At 46.4% G+C, this 17,866-nt stretch carries 10 protein-coding genes; 1 reads left to right on the top strand and 9 read right to left on the bottom strand.

Annotated features, from left to right (window positions below; all coding sequences use genetic code 11):
* Positions 1–669 precede the first annotated feature (669 nt).
* Complete coding sequence (locus tag ACOMHB_RS00320) at positions 670–2,829, top strand: hypothetical protein (protein ID WP_448215047.1); 2,160 nt, start codon at positions 670–672, stop codon at positions 2,827–2,829.
* 113 nt (positions 2,830–2,942) lie between these two features.
* On the opposite strand, the gene ACOMHB_RS00315 is transcribed toward ACOMHB_RS00320, so the two are convergent.
* The 9 genes from ACOMHB_RS00315 to ACOMHB_RS00275 form a co-directional block, all read right to left on the bottom strand.
* The gene (locus ACOMHB_RS00315; RefSeq protein ID WP_448215046.1) at positions 2,943–4,607 is read right to left on the bottom strand and encodes an F-box/WD repeat-containing protein; all 1,665 of its coding nucleotides are present in this window, start codon (positions 4,605–4,607) and stop codon (positions 2,943–2,945) included.
* Between the two features lie 373 nt (positions 4,608–4,980).
* Positions 4,981–5,739, bottom strand: coding sequence for an IS21-like element helper ATPase IstB (gene istB, locus ACOMHB_RS00310; protein ID WP_448218584.1), 759 nt, complete (start codon positions 5,737–5,739; stop codon positions 4,981–4,983).
* Positions 5,740–5,749: 10 nt separating this feature from the next.
* Entirely contained in the window at positions 5,750–7,303 is a 1,554-nt protein-coding gene (gene istA, locus ACOMHB_RS00305; protein ID WP_448215045.1) for an IS21 family transposase, read from the bottom strand.
* A 226-nt stretch (positions 7,304–7,529) separates the two neighbouring features.
* Entirely contained in the window at positions 7,530–9,041 is a 1,512-nt protein-coding gene (locus ACOMHB_RS00300; protein ID WP_448215044.1) for an F-box/WD repeat-containing protein, read from the bottom strand.
* Positions 9,042–9,334: 293 nt separating this feature from the next.
* On the bottom strand, positions 9,335–10,084 hold the full coding sequence (locus tag ACOMHB_RS00295; RefSeq protein ID WP_448215043.1) for an SDR family NAD(P)-dependent oxidoreductase: 750 nt from the start codon (positions 10,082–10,084) through the stop codon (positions 9,335–9,337).
* Positions 10,085–10,156: 72 nt separating this feature from the next.
* Positions 10,157–11,818, bottom strand: a complete 1,662-nt coding sequence (locus ACOMHB_RS00290; RefSeq protein ID WP_448215042.1) for an F-box/WD repeat-containing protein — start codon at positions 11,816–11,818, stop codon at positions 10,157–10,159.
* Between the two features lie 134 nt (positions 11,819–11,952).
* Positions 11,953–13,716: an F-box/WD repeat-containing protein gene (locus tag ACOMHB_RS00285; RefSeq protein WP_448215041.1), complete on the bottom strand. Its 1,764-nt coding sequence runs from the start codon at positions 13,714–13,716 to the stop codon at positions 11,953–11,955.
* A 225-nt stretch (positions 13,717–13,941) separates the two neighbouring features.
* Positions 13,942–15,693, bottom strand: coding sequence for an F-box/WD repeat-containing protein (locus ACOMHB_RS00280; protein WP_448215040.1), 1,752 nt, complete (start codon positions 15,691–15,693; stop codon positions 13,942–13,944).
* Positions 15,694–15,977: 284 nt separating this feature from the next.
* Entirely contained in the window at positions 15,978–17,768 is a 1,791-nt protein-coding gene (locus ACOMHB_RS00275) for an F-box/WD repeat-containing protein (protein WP_448215039.1), read from the bottom strand.
* Positions 17,769–17,866 lie beyond the last annotated feature (98 nt).

The raw sequence follows: 17,866 nt of genomic DNA, 5'->3' as shown, positions 1-17,866 counted from the left end.
TCCTCGCAATACCAGCTATTACTGTTCGCTTCCTTGACATGCTCATTACGGTAGTCAGAAAGCAGGATAATTGTATTGACAGTTACAATGGCTTTTAGTTCCCTGGAATTGAATCCAGCAGCGTTTTTATGAAAAAATTAAGCACTTCTGCTTTTTTACAGCTAACCTTCGAAACTCATATAAACTTCAGAGAAATCTGAAAGCAGCAGAATTTAAACAGATAAAAAACACAACCCATAGACTGGTACGAAACTCCGTCGTATTTCTGAGAAATCTCCTTGACCAGTTGTTCAGTATTATATCGCTATGTGTTGATTCATGACCTTAGTTCAATGCTGGGTTTGTGAAGCATTGCTAGCACATTGCAGCGAATCAAATGCTAATCCGTTGCAACCTGTCTAAAACATCAAGAAGGGACTTTCTTTAGCTGTTAGCTGAATTTGACTAAACATAAATAGTAAATTCGGAGCCATTTAAAAAATGAATAATTTAGCCAGATGTACGACATTAATTTTAATTTTGACTGCACTTCCATTCGCTGCAAGTGGAAATACTGAAACACTCATTACAGTCAATCAAAATCCGGTAGGTACTACTCTTTCGAGTCAGAGAATACCTCATTTATTAAAAGCTCAGACCCACCTTCTGCTACACCAGGATTCTTACACAATGGCACAGCAGATACTGGCCACACTGAGAACTTCTGCGTCACTTGTGGGGGTCGCATTTTTACCCTACTACATAGCCGCCGTCGGCGAGGTTGTTCTCAGGCAGCCGTCAGCAGGCAGTCACTCTTATATAACCGATTTTTTCGCAGTATCTGCAATGACATTGGAGTCTCAGATCAGGGCATTTTTTATACTGATCAACCTGAAATTTTATTTTAACTATCTGACCAGTACGCTATCTGAATATGTGGATAGAGAAAACAAAATCCTTGCCTGTGACGCACAACTTCCCCGCAAAGGCATTATGCCTGTCTATCCTGAGCACCCCTGGCTGGCCAGTCATTATTATCAGCAGGTTGTATTCCCCGAAGATCAAAAGCCTTTCCTGGAAATCAATGTTCTGAATGATACGGGAAACAGTGCTGAAATTGATCCGCCTGAAGATATTCCGGAATGGGTCAATTTATATCAAACGCTTTCTGACAACCGTATGGATAAACTGACTATCCAAATTCAGGGGATCAATAATAACCTGTTAAAACTTATGATGAGTGGCGATCAGGTTTCTGAGGAAATAAACCTGCTTATTGACGCTGAAGCGGATGTTCAATGGGACTTAGAGACAATCACAACCCTCTGCTCACACTTTCAAGAGGATAAGGTTTACAGCCTCTTTCATGGACAAACCTTAAAGGCTGTTAACCGGGCCATTGAAAACGCACTGTCAGGCAATACCGCTGAACGGGAGCTTTTTTCCCCACCTTTAACCGATGTTTTAAAAAGTCAAAAAGGCGCTGCGGTAATCGGCCTGAGTAGTAGCCAGAATAACCCGGTATCACGACTGGTTTACTCTGATCATGATCTTTTTACACATCATCCGGGCTTTTTATTGCTCACTGACTCAAGTCAACATTCAGAGAATCTGTTTTCACTGGCTCTCAGTACGACATCAGATAGACTGGCTACGGGGATTTCGTCGCAAAAAATCTGGAGGCAAGATCATATCAATGACCTGATGTTATTACTCCAAATGGGAACCGGGCACTTGTTCTATCACTCCACGAATACCTATCTGGCAAGGTCGTCTAACTTTGGCGCAACCCCATCACCTCAACAGAGCAACTCCTTTAAAAACAGCCTGTCAAATGTTCGGGAGTCGACGACACAATTATCGAAACGCTCGGCAGTGCCTGTTTTTTTTAGATCATTGACACATAATTTCAAAGAGATGGCAGAAGCAGGCAAATCGCCTCTGCGCAACAGACTGCACAGGCAGGATGTTTCAGAAGCTGGAGTAGGTAGTGGCATAATCGCTGGTAGCCATGTCGCCACTCCACTGGTTTTGGGGGAAAGGACAGTTAATAAACATATAAAATATGGTGATAAATTTATAATGGTAAACCATTTATTTGATGAAGATCTTTTAAAAATGGTCAACGAAGAAGTAGACAAAGATCGCCGATTGTTTGATGCCGATTTTCTGAAAAGCGAGATTGATAAATCCACCGCTTGTGAATTTGAAATACCAAAGAATGATATTTTTGATCGTATCTTAGTCAGCTATCAGGGCACTAACATACGGCATTCAACGCTTTTGCATTCGAGGAACCAAAACTTAATTAGTCATTTTGATGAAAATGGCAAGATAAAAGAAAAAGAAGCGTTCAAGAAAAATATTATTCATACTCGTTCAGAAGCTGTTAAAGAGCTATGCTGTCAGGCATTAGAAAATATGGCTGATTCATTAGATTGGTCAGGTAAAAAAGTTGAAAAGATAAAGTTTTGGATAATTCGCTATCCCTCAATCAATCCTGACAGTTTTGAAGGATTCTTCTTCACACCCCAGAACGTTGTGGATATGCCCTGGCATCGCGACAAAGGGCTGGCAACTCTGGTCGTACAGTTGAATGACAACGATTGTGAGATTGAATATTCAGGCGGTGGGCTTAATATTGGCCAGTCTTCAAGCCCTGAGTTTGCTGTTGACTCGCCAGATGAAGGTACGAAAGAAACACATCGTTATAAAAGAAATTGCGGTTTTATCTTTACTAACAGGAAGGGGTTGGTTCACCAATGTGAAGATATAGACTTTAAAAGCAGTAATGGTCAGAAAAAAGTGGCAGAAAAACGCATAATGGCTGTATTAGCTGATGACTGGTAACCACAAAAGCTGTATGGCGAAATCACCCGCACCTTTAATCAGTAATGGCGAGTCTCAGCGAACCTATCTTGTTGTGGCAGGAGCCTGGCTGTGAGGTCAGGCTCATTCGATCATCAATCCTTCTTCCGAAGCTCAGTGATTTCCACTTGGTTAAGGTCACTGAAGGTCAATATATATCGGCCATCGGCGCTGATGTTGGCTGATCTGGACGCTATCTCATGTTGAACAGTGGCTTTTTTTACCCATGATCCATCGGGCCAAAGACTATAAATGTTCGCCATATTGTCATCACTGGCGGTTGTTATAACATGGCATCCATCGCCACTAAAGGCGGCTCGTTGAACCGGACCTTTGTGGTGAATGGTGGCTTTTTTTACCCAGGATTCAGTGGCCTCCAGACCATAGATTTTTGCTGTGTGATCGTCACTGGTGGTCACCAGGTGGCGTCCATCGGCGCTGAAGTCGGCTGACTTGACTGACTCATTGTGTAAAATGGTGGTCTCTCTTACCCATAATCCAGGGGCCCTCTGGCCATAGACCTCTGCCGTACCATCTCTGCTGGCGGTCACCATATGACTGCCATCGGCGCTGAAGTTGGCTGAGTAGGCCTCCTCATAGTCAGAAATCCTGACTATTTCTTTCCATGACCCATTGGCCTGTAGGACACAGATTTTTGCCGTACCATCTTTACTGGTGGTTGCCATATGGCGACCATCGGCGCTGAAAGTGGCTGAGGTGACAAAATAATTATGGGAAATGGTAGACTTTATTTCCCAGAATCCGTCGTCTCCCTGACCGTAGATTGTCGCATTGTTATTTGTATCGACAATCAACACATAACGGCCATCGTAGCTTAAACTGGTTGACCTGGCTGGACAATTATGCTTGACAGATTCTTTTTCTTCCCATGATCCATCGTCTTTCTGACTACAGATTTTCATTATGGCATCATAACCGTTAGTCACCACATGGCGACCATTAGCACTGAAGGCCGCCCACTTGACTGAAATTTTATGGAGAATGTTGGCTTTTATTTCCCATGATCCATCGTCCTCCAGACCATAGATTTTCACTGTGCAATCTTTACTGGCGGTCACCACATGACGGCCATCGGAACTGAAGGCGGCTGATCTGACCGCTTTGTTATGGTTAATAGTGGCTTTTAGTTTCCATGATCCATCGTTCTCCCGGCCATGGATTTCCACCACTTCAGCGACAGTGGCAATCAATGCATGGCGACAATCAGCGCTGAAGGTGGCCGACATGACAGTGTGACATTTGCTCATTTCGGCTGTTTTCACCAGGTCAAATTCTTCACATTGAGACATCAGTCTACTGTTGTTGAAAAGAAGCAGAGCAGGAAAATAAGCCTTATATTGATGTTTTATGAGTGACTCGACAGTGTCCTCATTGGCAAACGGCTTCAACCAATCACGGAGCTGTTGTTCATCTTTCGTCGATGCGATGGTCTTTAGTTGATCCTGGCGTGGTGAAGGAAACCGGCGGTACCAGGCTCTTTCCAGAACTTTCTCTCTTTCAACAAAATCGCGAAGATATTTGCATACTCTTGCTAAACGGGTAATCTCTCGAAAACTCAGATAGCGAATAATCAAAGATCTTGTTTCGTTGGGCAAATAGAAGAATGAAGATTGATTTTGGTTATATACACTAACGCCCCTGCCGGCACTGACACCTGTTGGTGTTTCCTCCAGTGAAAGCTGTTCAGGTGTTGGTGAGAGTGATCCGTCAATGCCGGAATGGCTTTCAATGGGCTCCATGCCTGATTTCTCCGTAGCTCTATAGTTGGTATTCATCCTTGCCTGGAAAGGACATTCGAAATTGATTCGATCTATTAGAGTCGGTTTGGTTATGGAAGTTCAAAATATTGAACAGCTTATTCCTTCTTCCTTAGTTCAGTCATTTTCGTCGTGGTATATTCATCGACGGTCAACACATGTCGGCCATCGGCGCTGATGGTGGCCAATCTGAGCTTCTCCTTGTGTCGAATAGTGGCTTTTTTTACCCATGATCCATTGGCCCCTGGTCCATAAATTTTTGCTTTTTTGTCACCTGCGTATTCTGGTCAGCTTGAACACCCATTCTGGTTCATTTGAACACCCTGGATCTCCTACGCATCACCCAGTCTGATTTTTAGTCCAAGTGTTCAAGTGTTTCCAGTTTTCCCAGCTTCTTGCGCATGGATTCCCCTTTCAGCGTAATCCTGTGGGCGTTGTGCATCAGGCGATCCAGAATGGCGTCTGCCAGAGTCTCATCACCGATGCTGCCATGCCATTGCCGGGTCGGTAGCTGGCTGGTAACCAACGTTGAACTTTGTTCGTGACGGTCATCCATCACTTCCAGTAAATCGTTGCGTTGCTGCTGGGTCAGAGGTTCCAGCCCCCAGTCATCCAGTATCAACAAATCCACCTTCGCCAGTTGCTTGAGTTGCCTGCTGTAGCTGCCATCACCATGGGCAAGGCTCAGCTCTTCCAGTAAGCGCGAGAGTCGGTAATAGCGGACACTGTAACCCTGTATGCAGGCCCGGTGTCCCAGTGCACAAGCCAGGTAACTTTTACCACTGCCACAAGGTCCGGTAATCAGCAGGTTCCTGTGCCTGTTTAACCAGTCCTCGCTGGACAGTGTGGCTATTTGGACTTTCTTCAACCCCCGGGGATGTTCGTAGTCAATGTCGTCTACCCGTGCAGCCAGCTTAAACCTGGCCGCCCTCAGTAACCGGGCAAGACGTTTGTTATTGCGCTCGGTCTCTTCCTGTTCTGTCAGGAGGGCCAGCCGCTCCACAAAGCTCAGGCTGTCGTAGGTGCCGGGCTGCTCCAGTTGCTGAGCCAGGGCATCGGCCATGCCTGTCAGGCGCAGTGACCGCAGACGGTTCAGAGTTTGATTCATCATGATACGTCTCCGGTTACTGATAGCTGGCTGCACCACGAACATTTTCGTGGCTGTCATGAAGAGGTAGTGTCGTTTGTTTCACCTCAGGTTGAAGAGCCTGTTTGTCTTTACCTGATTGCAGGATCGCCCGGATATTCTTGAGTCGGTAACCTTTGATTTTCCGGGCATGGGCGCAAGCATTGTTTAACCGGTCAGCTCCGTAATCCCGTTTGAGGTTCAATAACCCCAGGCAAGACCGATAAGCCTGCTCCGGATGCTCACGACTGTTCAACAGATACTGAGTTATCCAGTGAACATCGGGGCCCAGCTGTTTTGCCCACTCCAGCAGTCGTTCCGGTGTCCACTCCTGGTGCTTGCTATGTCGTTCAGGCATATGGGCTGATTGAGTGGTAAAACCGGTTGTGAACTTACGGGGGTGACAGGCCACAACTTCACCTTTGCAGAAGACAGTGACCGTATGTTCTGTTGCCTGAACTTCCACCTCTTTCTTGACCAGCTGATGAGGCACTGAGTAGTAATGGCCTTTACAGTGAATGTGATAGTCAATGTTCACCCTGGCTTTGCTGAACTCAGCGTACTCAAAGGCCTGTTTGGGCAAAGGTCGCAAAGCGGGTTCGTCCAGTTGCTCAAAGGTACTTCGTCGTGTACCTGGCAGTTTTTGAAAGGGCTTAAGGTTGAGTTCAGTCAACAGCTCCCGTATACGACTGTTCAGTTCTGCCAGGGTAAAGAAGGTCTCATGACGAAGTCTGGCCAGTATCCAGCGTTCAACCAACTGCACACCCACTTCGGCTTTCGCCTTGTCCTTGGGCTTGTAGGGCCGAGCTGGAATGACCGCCACCTGGTAGTGGTTGGCCAGGTGTTGGTAAGCCGGGTTCAGGTCCGGTTCATAACGGCAAGTCTTACTGACACCGCTCCTGAGGTTGTCTGGTACCACGACAGCTGGAATACCTCCAAAGAACTCAAAGGCCCGAACATGAGACCCCAGCCAGTCTTCGGACTTCTGGGATAGGGTGGCTTCTGCGTAGGTGTAGTTAGAGGCTCCCATCACCGCTACGAAAATCTGGGCGTTATGGGCGATCTCACCGGTCTTTGGATTAACGACAGGGACCGTAAGACCGGCGTAGTCTACAAACAATTTTTCACCCGCCTTGTGATGCTGTCGCATGGAACGTTTCTGGCAGCCCAGCCACTGATTGTAGCGGTGACAGAACTGCGAGTAGCTGTAGGCATTGAGAGTGCTCTCCTGGCAGTACTCCTCCCAGAGTGTTTGCTTGGTCACCTCCTTGCGCTTGAGTGACTGGTGAATAACGCCCCAGTCCGGGTCGACCAGCCCCTGGCGGCTCGACAGTGGGGGCTCAGGGAACAATGTTTGCACCAGGGTAGCCTCAGAGCAATCGGAGGACAGAGGCCAGCTGAGTGGGGACCGCTCAAAGGCCTGAACGTAGTTGGACACAGTGCCAACACTGACCCGCGTGCTGCGAGCTATTTGCCGGATGCTGAGGCGGCACTCAAAGCGCATCCGAAGTATTTCTTGAAGTTTTCGCATGGAAATCCTGTTATTTGGCATGACTGCTGTCCTTTCTGTTTAGAAAGGTCAGCGGCTAAAGTTCAAGGAAATCAATGCGTAAGAGATAATCTACCGAAAGAAGAGGTTTCAGATTCTGGAGGCTTGAACACGGATTCTGGGCAGTTGAACAGCAATTCTGGAAATCTCCAAAAAGTGTTCAAGAGTTGACAGAATGGGTGTTCAAGTGCTGCCAGAATAGGTGTTCAAGAGTTAGCAGAATCAGTGTTCAAGCGATGCCAGAATATGCATCACCTATGGCGGTCGTAACGACATGGCAACCATCAGCACTAAAGGCGGCTGGTCGAACCCAGCCTTTGTGGGCAATGGTGGCTTTTTTTCTCCATGATCCGGAGGTCTCCCGGCCATAGATTTTTGCCCTGTGATCTTTACTGGTGGTCACCAGGTGGCGGCCATCGGGACTAAAGTTAGCTGAGATGACTGATTGTTTGTGTTTAATGGTGGCCTCTTTTACCCACGACCCGGGGGTCTCCTGACCATAGATTTTTGCTGTACCATCTTCACTGGCGGTCACCAGATAGCTGCCATCGGCGCTGAAGGTGGCTGAGTAGACCAAATCATCATGACAAATTTTGACTATTTCTTGCCATGATCCATCGGCCTGCAGGGCACAGATTTTGGCCGAACAATCTTCACTGGCGGTTGCCAGATGACGTTCATCGGCGCTGAAGGTGGCTGAGTAGACAATACCCCCATGAGTAATGGTGCCTTTTACTTTCCATGATCCATCTTCCTCCTGACCATAGACTGTGGCATTTCTATCAAAACCGTCGACCAACACATGACGGCAATCGGCGCTCAAGCTGGCTGAGGTAACCGGGCCATTATGTTTGATAGTGGCTTTTTCTTCCCATGATCCATCGGTCTTCAGACCATAGATTTTCACCTTCTCATCCATACTGGCAGTCACCAGATGGCGGCCATCAGCACTGAAGTTGGCCGACCTGACCGAAGCTTGATGGTAAATGATGGTCTTTACTTCCCATAAGCCATTGTCCCCCAGACCACAGATTCTCGATGTGCGATCATAACTGGCGGTCACCAGATGCCTGCTATCTGGACTGAAGGAGGCTGATCTGACCCAATTCTCATGGGAAATGGTGGCTTTTGTTTTCCATGATCCATCGGTCTTGCGGCCATAGATTCTCACCTTACCCATACTGGCGGTTACCAAGTGGCAACCATCGGGACTGAAGGTGGTTGTGGTGATCTGGTAATTATGGCTAGTTTTTTTTCTGGTCACCCTGTGAAATTTTTCACATTGAGACATCAGTTTACTGTTGCTGAAAAGTAACTGAGCAGCAAAATAACTGCTCTTTCTTTGTTTTATGAGTGACTTGATCGTGCCTTTATTCGCTAATGGCTGCAACCAATTACTGAGTTGTTTCTTATCTTTTTCTGTAACGATGGTCTTTAGTTGATATTGGTGTGCTGAAGGAAACCGGCGAATCCATGCTCTTTCCAGAGCCTTATTATTTTCAACATGATCACGAAGATATTTGCATACCCTTACTAAACGGGTAATCTCTCGAAGACCCAAATAGCGAATGATCATAGATTTTGTTTCGTCGGGCAAACGGAAGAATGAAGATTGATTTTGGTTATATACAGCAACGTCCCTGTCGGCACTGACACCTGTCGGTGCTCCCTCCAGTCGAGGTCTCTTGGGTATTGGCGAGAGTGAACCGTCATTGCTGGACGTGTTGTTCAAAGGGTTCATGCCGGGCTTCTCCAGAGCTCCAATGTCAGTATTTATCCTTGCTTAAAAAGGTCATTCAAAATGGATTCGATCAGTTAGAGTCGGTTTTATAATGAAAGTTCAAAATACTGAGGTCAGTGTAACCAAGAAAAAAACAGCCCTGATCCGGGAAAATGGCAGGAAGAAATTTTTTTATTAAGAGCCCGGTGCAAAAATTGCCACCGGGCTTTCGATATAACGCTATTTTTTAATTGGTTCTCACCAAAATTAAGCTTAATTACTGTTCATTTAGAAACAGTCCGTGCAAGAAACTATTATTCACTTTGCGCGGTCATTTCAGCAAAAAAAGCTTCTAATTTTTGAGGTTTATCTAAAAAGATAGAATACATTTGACTGGCAAAATCATCAGGAAATACATCACTAACCCCGGCATCTAAACTTTCGAATGTCCTGATTGCCACCTCTTCAGGAGCAGGTTTATCCATCTCAATGCCTTCAGCCAGGCGAGTGTCCGTTGGGCCGGGATAGACCCCTAAAACCCGTATCCCAAACCCGCTTAAATCTGCTCGCAACCCCTGAGTGTAAGAATGCAATGCTGCTTTTGTTGCTGAATAAGGCCCTAAAGATGGGAAATTACTTATGGCCGCAATGGACGAAATATTAATGATGGCCGCTTGATTAGACGCTTTTAATTTCGGCAGTAAAGCATGGGTCAGCGCCATTGGACCCAATAAATTTACTTCCATTTCTTTGCGTGCCACCTCAAGGGCTCCGGGCTCGGTGGTGTGGATTCCTGTGGCAATCCCCGCATTGTTAATAAGAATATCCAGCTCTGGTACGGATTCCCTCACGTTGGTCACATGCGCGTTATTCGTTACATCCAACTGGATGGGCTTAATCACCCGGGGGTCAAGGGCAATGACTGACGGCAAATTATCCAGATCACGAGCAGCGGCGTAAATGGTTTTAGCGCCCTGTGCCAATAAAATCTTTACAAAACCTTCTCCAATCCCTCGATTGGCACCTGTTACCAACACGACTTTATCTTTAACTGAAAACGACATAAGACTCTCCTTAACGGTAAAGAATGGGCAACTTTGCAGCGGCAGAATGACCCCTTCAGGCTGATTCGATAATCAATTGCTCCCACGTAGTTCAGTGATTCTAGCCGTGTAATCTTCACTGGCGGTCACTATATATCGGCCATCGGCGCTGAAGGTGGCTGAGGTAATCGGCCTCTTGTGAGAAATGATGGCTTTTATTACCCATGATCCATTGTGTCCCAGACCATAAATTTTCGCCTTTTTGTCGCAACTCGCGGTCACCACGAGGCACCCATCGGGGCTGAAGGTGGCTGACAGGACCCAATCGTCGTGGGTGATGGTAAGTTTTTCTACCCATGACCCATCGGCCCGGAGGCCATAGATTTTCGACGTATTGTCAGCACTGGTGGTCACCACATGGCGGCCATCGGCGCTGAAGTTGGCTGAAGTGGCTGCCCTGATGTGGTTAATGGTGGCTTCTTTTTCCCATGATCCAGAGGCCTTCAGACCATAGATTTTTGCCGTGTTATCTTTACTGGCAGTGACTACATGGAGGCCATCGAGGCTGAAGGAGGCTGAGTAGACTGCACCCTCATGACTAATGGTGGCTTTTTCTTCCCATGAACTATCGTCCTGCAGGCCGTAGATTTTTGCCGTGTGATCTTCACCCGCAGTCACTACATATCGGCCATCGGCGCTGAAACTGGCTGAGAAGACTTTATCCTCATGGGCGATGGTGGTCTTTTCTTCCCATGACCCATTAGCTTTCCGGACATAGATTTTTGCCATGTGATCGATACTTGCGGTCAGGACATGACGGCCATCGCAGCTGAAGCTGGCTGATTTGACCGGACCATCATGTTGAATGGTGGCTTTTATTGACCATGATCCATCGTCGTCCCGACCACAGATTTTTGCCGTGTGATCGTGACTGGCAGTCACCACGTGGCTGCCATCAGCACTGAAGCTCGATGTGTTGATCCAACTATTATGGGAAATGGTGGTTTCTACTTCCCATGAGCCATCATCTCTTTCACTACAGATTTTCGCTGTGTGATCACGGCTGGCGGTCACCAAATGACGGCCATCGGCACTAAAGGTGGCTGATATGACCCAACGATTATGGGAAATGGTCGTTTTTTCTTTCCATGATCCATCGGCCTCCCGGGCACAGATTTTCACAGTACTATCCAAACTGGCGGTCACTAGATGGCGGTTATCGGTGCTTAGAGTAGCTGTCTCCACATCGTGACGATGGATAATGGTTGCTTTTTTCACCAGGTGGAATTTTTTACATTGAGACATCAGTTTACTCTTGTTAAAAAGGACCAGAGCATGAAAATAAGCGCTATCTCGATGTTTTACGAGTGACTCGACAGTGTCTTCATTCGCAGACGGCTTAAGCCAGTCACGGAGTTGTTGCTCATCTTTTGCCGTAACGAGGGTCTTTAGTTGATATTGGTATGGTGAAGGAAATCGGCGAATCCATGCTCTTTCCAGAGCTTTATCGTTTTCAACAAGATCGCGAAGATATTTGCATACCGTTACTAAACGGGTAATCTCTCGAAGACCCAAATAGCGAATAACCATAGATTTTGTTTCGTTGGGCAAACAGAAGAATAAAGATTGATTTTGGTCATATACAGTAATGTCCCTTCCTGCACTGACACCCATTGGTGCTTCCTCCGGTTCAGGCTGCCTGGGTGTTGGCGGGTTTGAAACGTCGGTGCTTAAATGGCTGTTCATTGGGTCCATGCCCGATTCCTCAACGGCTTCAAAGTCAATATTTATCCTCCCATAGAAAAGGAGGCTCAAAATGGATCAGGTCTGTTAGAGTCGGCTTTGTAATGGAAGTTCAAAATATTGAAGTCTTTACACTCATTAGCTCATCAAAATTTCCGCAGTTCAGTGATTCTTACCTTGTGATCATCACTGACGGTCAACACATGTCGGCCATCGGGGCTGAAGGTAGCTAAGGAGATCCCCTCCTTGTGAGAAATGATGGCTTTTTTTACCCATTTTCCATTGGGTCCCAGACCATAAATTTTTACTTTTTTGCCATCATAGGCAGTCGTCAACACATGGGAACCATCAGCACTGAAAATGGCTTCTGATAAATAACCTTTTTTCTGGCAAATAATGGTTTTTCTCTCCCATGATCCATCTTCCCGCAGGCCATAGATTAATACCTTGTTATCAGTTCCATTAATCGCCAGATGGCGGCCATCGGGGCTGAAGGTGGCTGAGTGCATGCCCTTCTTGCGCTTCTTGCGAGAAATGCCGGCTTTTCTCACCCATGATCCGGCGGCCTTCTGGTTATGGGCTTTTGCCGTGTTATCTTCACTGGCGCTTACCAGATGGCGGCTATCGGCGATGAGGCTGGCTGAGTGGATCGCATCATCATGAAAAATTCTGACTTTATAGCCACTGATGACGGTCACCAAATAGCAGCTATCGGGGCTGAATGAGGCTGAGCAGACAGTATTGTCATGAACAATTGTGGCTGTTTCTCTCCATGATCCATCGTCCTGCAGGTCACAGATTTTCGCCGTACGATCTTCAGCGGTGGTGACCAGGCGGCGGCTATCGGCACTGAAGCTGGCTGAGAAGACCATGCCCTCATGGCTAATGGTGGCTTTTACGCCCCAGGATCCATCCTCCTCCTGGCCATAGATTGTCACCGTGTTATTTGAACTCACTATCAACAAATGACGGCTATCTGAGCTGAAGCTGTATGACTTGATCGTACCCTCATGTTTAAAAGCGGCCTTTTCTTCCCAGGCTCCACTGGTCTCCTGACCATGGATTTTCACCGATTCATAATGACTGGCAGTCAACAGATAGCGGCCATCGGGGCTGAAGGTGGCTAAGATCGGAGCCTCATGGGAAATGGTGGATTTTACTTCCCATGATCCATCATCCTGCTGAACATGGATTTTCGCAACTTTAAGGTTATTTCCATCGGAAATCAGAAAATGCCGGGTATCGGAGCTGAAGCTGGCTGATAAGACCAGACCATTAAGGTTAATAGTGTCTTTTGCTTCCCAGGAGCCATCGGTCTTCTGGCCACAGATTTTCAACGTACAATCATAACTGGCGGTCATCATAAAGCGGCCATCGGCGTTGAAGCTGGCTATGGTGATCTTTCTGAAATGGGTGGTTTTGATTTTATTAACCGACTTAAATTGTTCACATTCAGACATCAGTTTACTGTTGTTGAAAAGAAGCAGAGCAGGAAAATAAGTACTCAGCCGTTGTTTTATGATTGGCTCGACAATGCCCTGAGGTGCAAAAGGGCTCAACCAGTCACGGAGTTGTTGCTCATCTTTTGCTTTAACGATGGTCTCTAGTTGATATTGGTGTGGTGAAGAAAATTGGCGATACCAGGCTCTTTCCAGAAGTTTATCTTTTTCAATAAGATCGCGAAAATATCTGCATACCTTTTTTAAATGGGTAATTTCGCGAAAACCCAAATAGCGAATAATCATAGATTTTGTTTCGTTGGGCAAATAGAGGAATAAAGATTTATTTTGGTCACATGCGGTAACGTCCCTGCCTGCACTGACACCTGTTGGTCCTTCCTCCAGTCGATGTTGCTTGGGTATTGGCGGGTGTGAAACGTCGATGTTGGAATTGCTGTTCATAGGGTCCATGCCCGATTCCTCCCTGGTTCCAAAGTCATTATTTTTCCTTGCATAGAAAAGTACACTTAAAATGTATTAGTTCTATTAGAGTCGGTTTTGTAATGGAAGTTCAAAATATTGAAGTCAGTGGAATTAAGAAAATGAAGAGTCCTGGTCCGGGAAAATTCATTTCTGCAAAAAGCATTTCTATCTGATAGCCGTCTGCAGTCAATGGGTTTTAAACTCATTAGCTCATCAAAGTTTCCGCAGTTCAGTGATTCTTACCTTGTAATCATCACTGACGGTCAACACATGTCGGCCATCGGGGCTGAAGGTAGCTGAGGAGATGCCCTCTTCGTGAGAAATGATGGCTTTTTTTACCCATGTTCCCTTGGGACCCAGACCATAAATTTTTGCCATTTTGTCATTATCGGCCCAGGTCACCAGATGGGTACCATCAGGACTGAAGGTGGCTTCTGAGAAATAACCTTTGTGGTAAATGATGGTTTCTTTCTTCCATGATCCATCTTCCTCCAGGCCATAGATTATTACCTTGTTATCAGTGCCGTTAATTGCCAGATGCTGGCCATCGGGGCTAAGGGTGGCTGAGTGGATGTCCTTCTTGTTAGAAATGGTGGCTTTTTTCACCCATGATCCGGCTGCCTTCTGGTTACCGGCTTTTGCCGTGTTATCTTCTCTGGCGTTTACCAGGTGGCGGCTATCGGCGATGAAGCTGGCTGGGTAATTCGCATCATCATGAAAAATTCTGACTTTTCTTTGAGTGACGGTCACCAAATAGCAGCTATCGGGGCTGAATGTGGTTGCGAAGACAGTATCGTGATGAACAATTGTGGCTGTTTCTCTCCATGATCCATCGTCCTGCAGGTCACAGATTTTCGCCGTACGATCATCAGCGGTGGTGACCAGGCGGCGGTTATCGGCGCTGAAGGTGGCTGAGAAGATCTTACCCTCATGGGTAATAGTGGCTTTTACATCCCAGGAAGCATCGTCCTGCAGACCATAGATTGTCACAGTGTTATATGAACTGGCGATCAACAAATGACGGCTATCTGAGCTGAAGCTGAACGACATGATCCTATTATCATGTTTAAAAGCGGCTTTTTCTTTCCATAATCCATCGGTCTCCTGACCATGGATTTTCACCAAATTATACTGATTGACGGTCAACAGATAGCGGTCATCGGGGCTGAAGGTGGCTGAAATGATACTACCCTCCTGGGGGATGGTAGCTTTTACTTTCCATGATCCATCGCTCTCCTTAACATGGATTTTCGCAGTCTCAGAGTTATCTCCATCGGAAGTCAGAAGATGACAGGTATCAGAGCTGAAGCTGGCCGCAAAGAGTGGACCACCAGGGTTAATAGTGTCTTCTGCTTCCCATGATCCATCGGTCCTACGGTCACAGATTGTCAACGAACCATCGTCGTCACTGGCCATGATAAAGCTGGCATTAGCGCTGAAGCTGGCTATGTAAACCTCGTCAAAATGGGTGATTTCGTTTTTTTTCACTAACTTGAATTTTTCACATTCAGACATCAGACTGCTGTTGTTAAAAAGAAGCAGAGCAGGAAAATAAGTACTCAGTCGTTGTTTTACCATTGATTCGACAGTGCCCTGAGGTGCAAAAGGACTCAACCAATCACGGAGTTGTTGCTCATCTTTTGACTTAACGATGGTCTTTAGTTGATTTTGATGTGGTGAAGAAAATCGGCGATACCAGGCTTTTTCCAGAAGTTTATGGTTTTCAACAAGATCGCAAAAATATCTGCATACCTCTTTTAGGCGGGTAATCTCTCGAAAGCCCAAGTAGCTGATAATCATAGTTTTTTTTTCGTCGGGCAAACAGAAGAATAAAGATTGGTTTTGGTCATATACAGTAACGTCCCTGCCTGCACTGACACCCGTTGGTGCTTCCTCCGGTACAGGTTGCCCGGGTGTTGGCGGGTTTGAAACGCCGATGCTGGAATGGCTGTTCATGGGATCCATACCCGATTCCTCCCTGGTTCCAAAGTCATTATTTATCCTTGCGTAGAAAAGGACATTTTCAAAATGGATTCGATATTTAGAGTTGGTTTTGTAGCGGGAGTTCATAACATTGAGGTCAGTGAAACTAAGAAAACCTGAGCTCAATGCAAAAAAACAGAGTCCTGATCCCGGGAAATGATAGAAAGAAACATTTCATTAAGAGCCCACTGCAAAAATTGCCATCGAGCTTTTGATATAACGCTGTTTGCTGATAGGTTCCGAGAAAAAATACATTCATTCGATCATCAATCGTTCTTCCATAGTTCGGTGATTCTCATCTTGTGATCTCCACTGGCGGTCACCAGATGTCGGCCATCGACGCAGAAGGTGGCTGAGATGACGGCTTTATCGTGTACGACGGTGGCTTTTTTTACCCAAGATCCATCCTTCCCCAGACCATAAATTTGCGCGGTGTTATCGTCACAGGCGGTCACCACAAGGCAACCATCGGCACTGAAGGTGGCTGATCGGACCCTATCTTTGTGGGCTATGGTGGCTTTTTTTACCCAGGATCCACCGGCCTCAAGTCCATAGATTTTCGCTGTTTTATCAAAACTGGCGGTCACTAAATGGCGGCCATCGGCACTGAACCCGGCTGACGTGATATGATCATTGTGTTCAATGATGGCTTTTTTTGCCCATGATCCGGGGTTCTCCTGACTATAGACTTGCGCCGTATTATCATCTCTTCCGGTCACCAGATGGCAACCATCGGCGCTGAACTTGACAGAGTAGAAAAAAATATCATGAGAAATCGTGGTTATTTCTTTCCATGATCCATCGTCCAGCAGGCCACATATTTTCGTTGTATTATCGGAACTGACGGTTGCAAGATGGCGGCAATCGTCGCTGAAGATGTATGAGTGGACAAAATTATTATGGTTAATGGTGGCTTTGACTTCCCATGACCCAATGGTCTCCTGACCGTAGATTTTGATAGTGCTGTGTCCAACGCATATCAAAACATGACAACCATCGGAGCTGAGGCAGGCCCAATCGACACTACCCGGATCAGCAATGGTGGCTTTTGCTTGCAATGAGCCATCGTCCTCCAGACCATAGATTGTCGCAACGTCAGATGTATTGACAACCAGCAGATGACAGCCATTGGCGCTGAAGCTGGCCAATCTGATCGGAGTATCACAGTTAATAATGTGTTTTGCTTCCCATGATCCATCGGTCTTCTGGCCATAGACTTTCAGCGTATCGGAACTGGTGGTCAACGCATGGTGACCATCAGCACTGAAGGTGGCTGAGAAGACCCGAAAATTATGGGCAATGGTGGCTTTTGCTTCCCATGATCCATCCTCCTTCATACCATAGATTTCCACCCTGAAACGACTGACGGTCAACACATGTCGGTTATCGGTGCTGAAAAAGGCTTCATAGATCCAACCATTCATGGGAGTGGAGGCTTTTACTTTCCATGATCCATCGGTCTCCTGACTACAGATCTTCACTGTACCATCTTCACTGGTGGTCACTAAGTGGCGGCTATTGGCGCTTAAGGTGACTACAAAGATATCATCAGGATGATGGGTAATTTCGATCTTTGTCTGTAAGTTAAATGTTTCACATTGGGACATCAGTTTACTGTTATTGAAAAGGAGCAGAGCAGGAAAAGAAGTACTCTTTTGTTGTTTTACGAGTGATTCGACAGTGTCCTTATTCGCAAACGGTTTCAACCAGTCACAGAGTTGTTGCTCATTTTTTGCGGTAGCGATGTTCTCCAGTTGATATTGGTGTGGTGAAGGAAACCGGCGATACCAGGCTCTTTCCAGAGCGTTATGGTTTTCAACAAGATCGCGAAGGTATCTGCATACCTTTGCTAAACGGGTAATCTCCCGAAAACCCAGATAGCGAATAATCATGGTTTTTGATTCGTCGGGCAAAGAGAAGAATGAAGATTGATTTTGGTTATATGCAGTAACATCGCTGCCTGCAAGGGTGCCCGTTGGCGCTTGCTCGAGTCGAGGCTGTTTGGGTGTTGGTGAGAGTGAACCGTCATTGCTGGAATTATTGTTCAAAGGGGTCATGTGCAGCTCCTCCAGAGCTTCAGAGTCAATATTTATCCGCGCGTAGAAAAGGACATTCGAAATGGATAACTCTGGTTTCCATGCTTTCAGGCCCAGCG

The organism is Endozoicomonas sp. 2B-B (assembly GCF_053470045.1).
This window is presented reverse-complemented; position numbering and strand designations above follow the sequence as displayed.

Excerpts from the sequence above, each read along its gene's own strand:
- ACOMHB_RS00320 (WP_448215047.1), top strand. The coding sequence starts at position 670 with ATGGCACAGCAGATACTGGCCACACTGAGAACTTCTGCGTCACTTGTG.
- ACOMHB_RS00315 (WP_448215046.1), bottom strand. The coding sequence starts at position 4,607 with ATGGAGCCCATTGAAAGCCATTCCGGCATTGACGGATCACTCTCACCA.
- istA (WP_448215045.1), bottom strand. The coding sequence starts at position 7,303 with ATGCCAAATAACAGGATTTCCATGCGAAAACTTCAAGAAATACTTCGG.
- ACOMHB_RS00300 (WP_448215044.1), bottom strand. The coding sequence starts at position 9,041 with ATGAACCCTTTGAACAACACGTCCAGCAATGACGGTTCACTCTCGCCA.
- ACOMHB_RS00295 (WP_448215043.1), bottom strand. The coding sequence starts at position 10,084 with ATGTCGTTTTCAGTTAAAGATAAAGTCGTGTTGGTAACAGGTGCCAAT.
- ACOMHB_RS00290 (WP_448215042.1), bottom strand. The coding sequence starts at position 11,818 with ATGGACCCAATGAACAGCCATTTAAGCACCGACGTTTCAAACCCGCCA.
- ACOMHB_RS00285 (WP_448215041.1), bottom strand. The coding sequence starts at position 13,716 with ATGGACCCTATGAACAGCAATTCCAACATCGACGTTTCACACCCGCCA.
- ACOMHB_RS00280 (WP_448215040.1), bottom strand. The coding sequence starts at position 15,693 with ATGGATCCCATGAACAGCCATTCCAGCATCGGCGTTTCAAACCCGCCA.
- ACOMHB_RS00275 (WP_448215039.1), bottom strand. The coding sequence starts at position 17,768 with ATGACCCCTTTGAACAATAATTCCAGCAATGACGGTTCACTCTCACCA.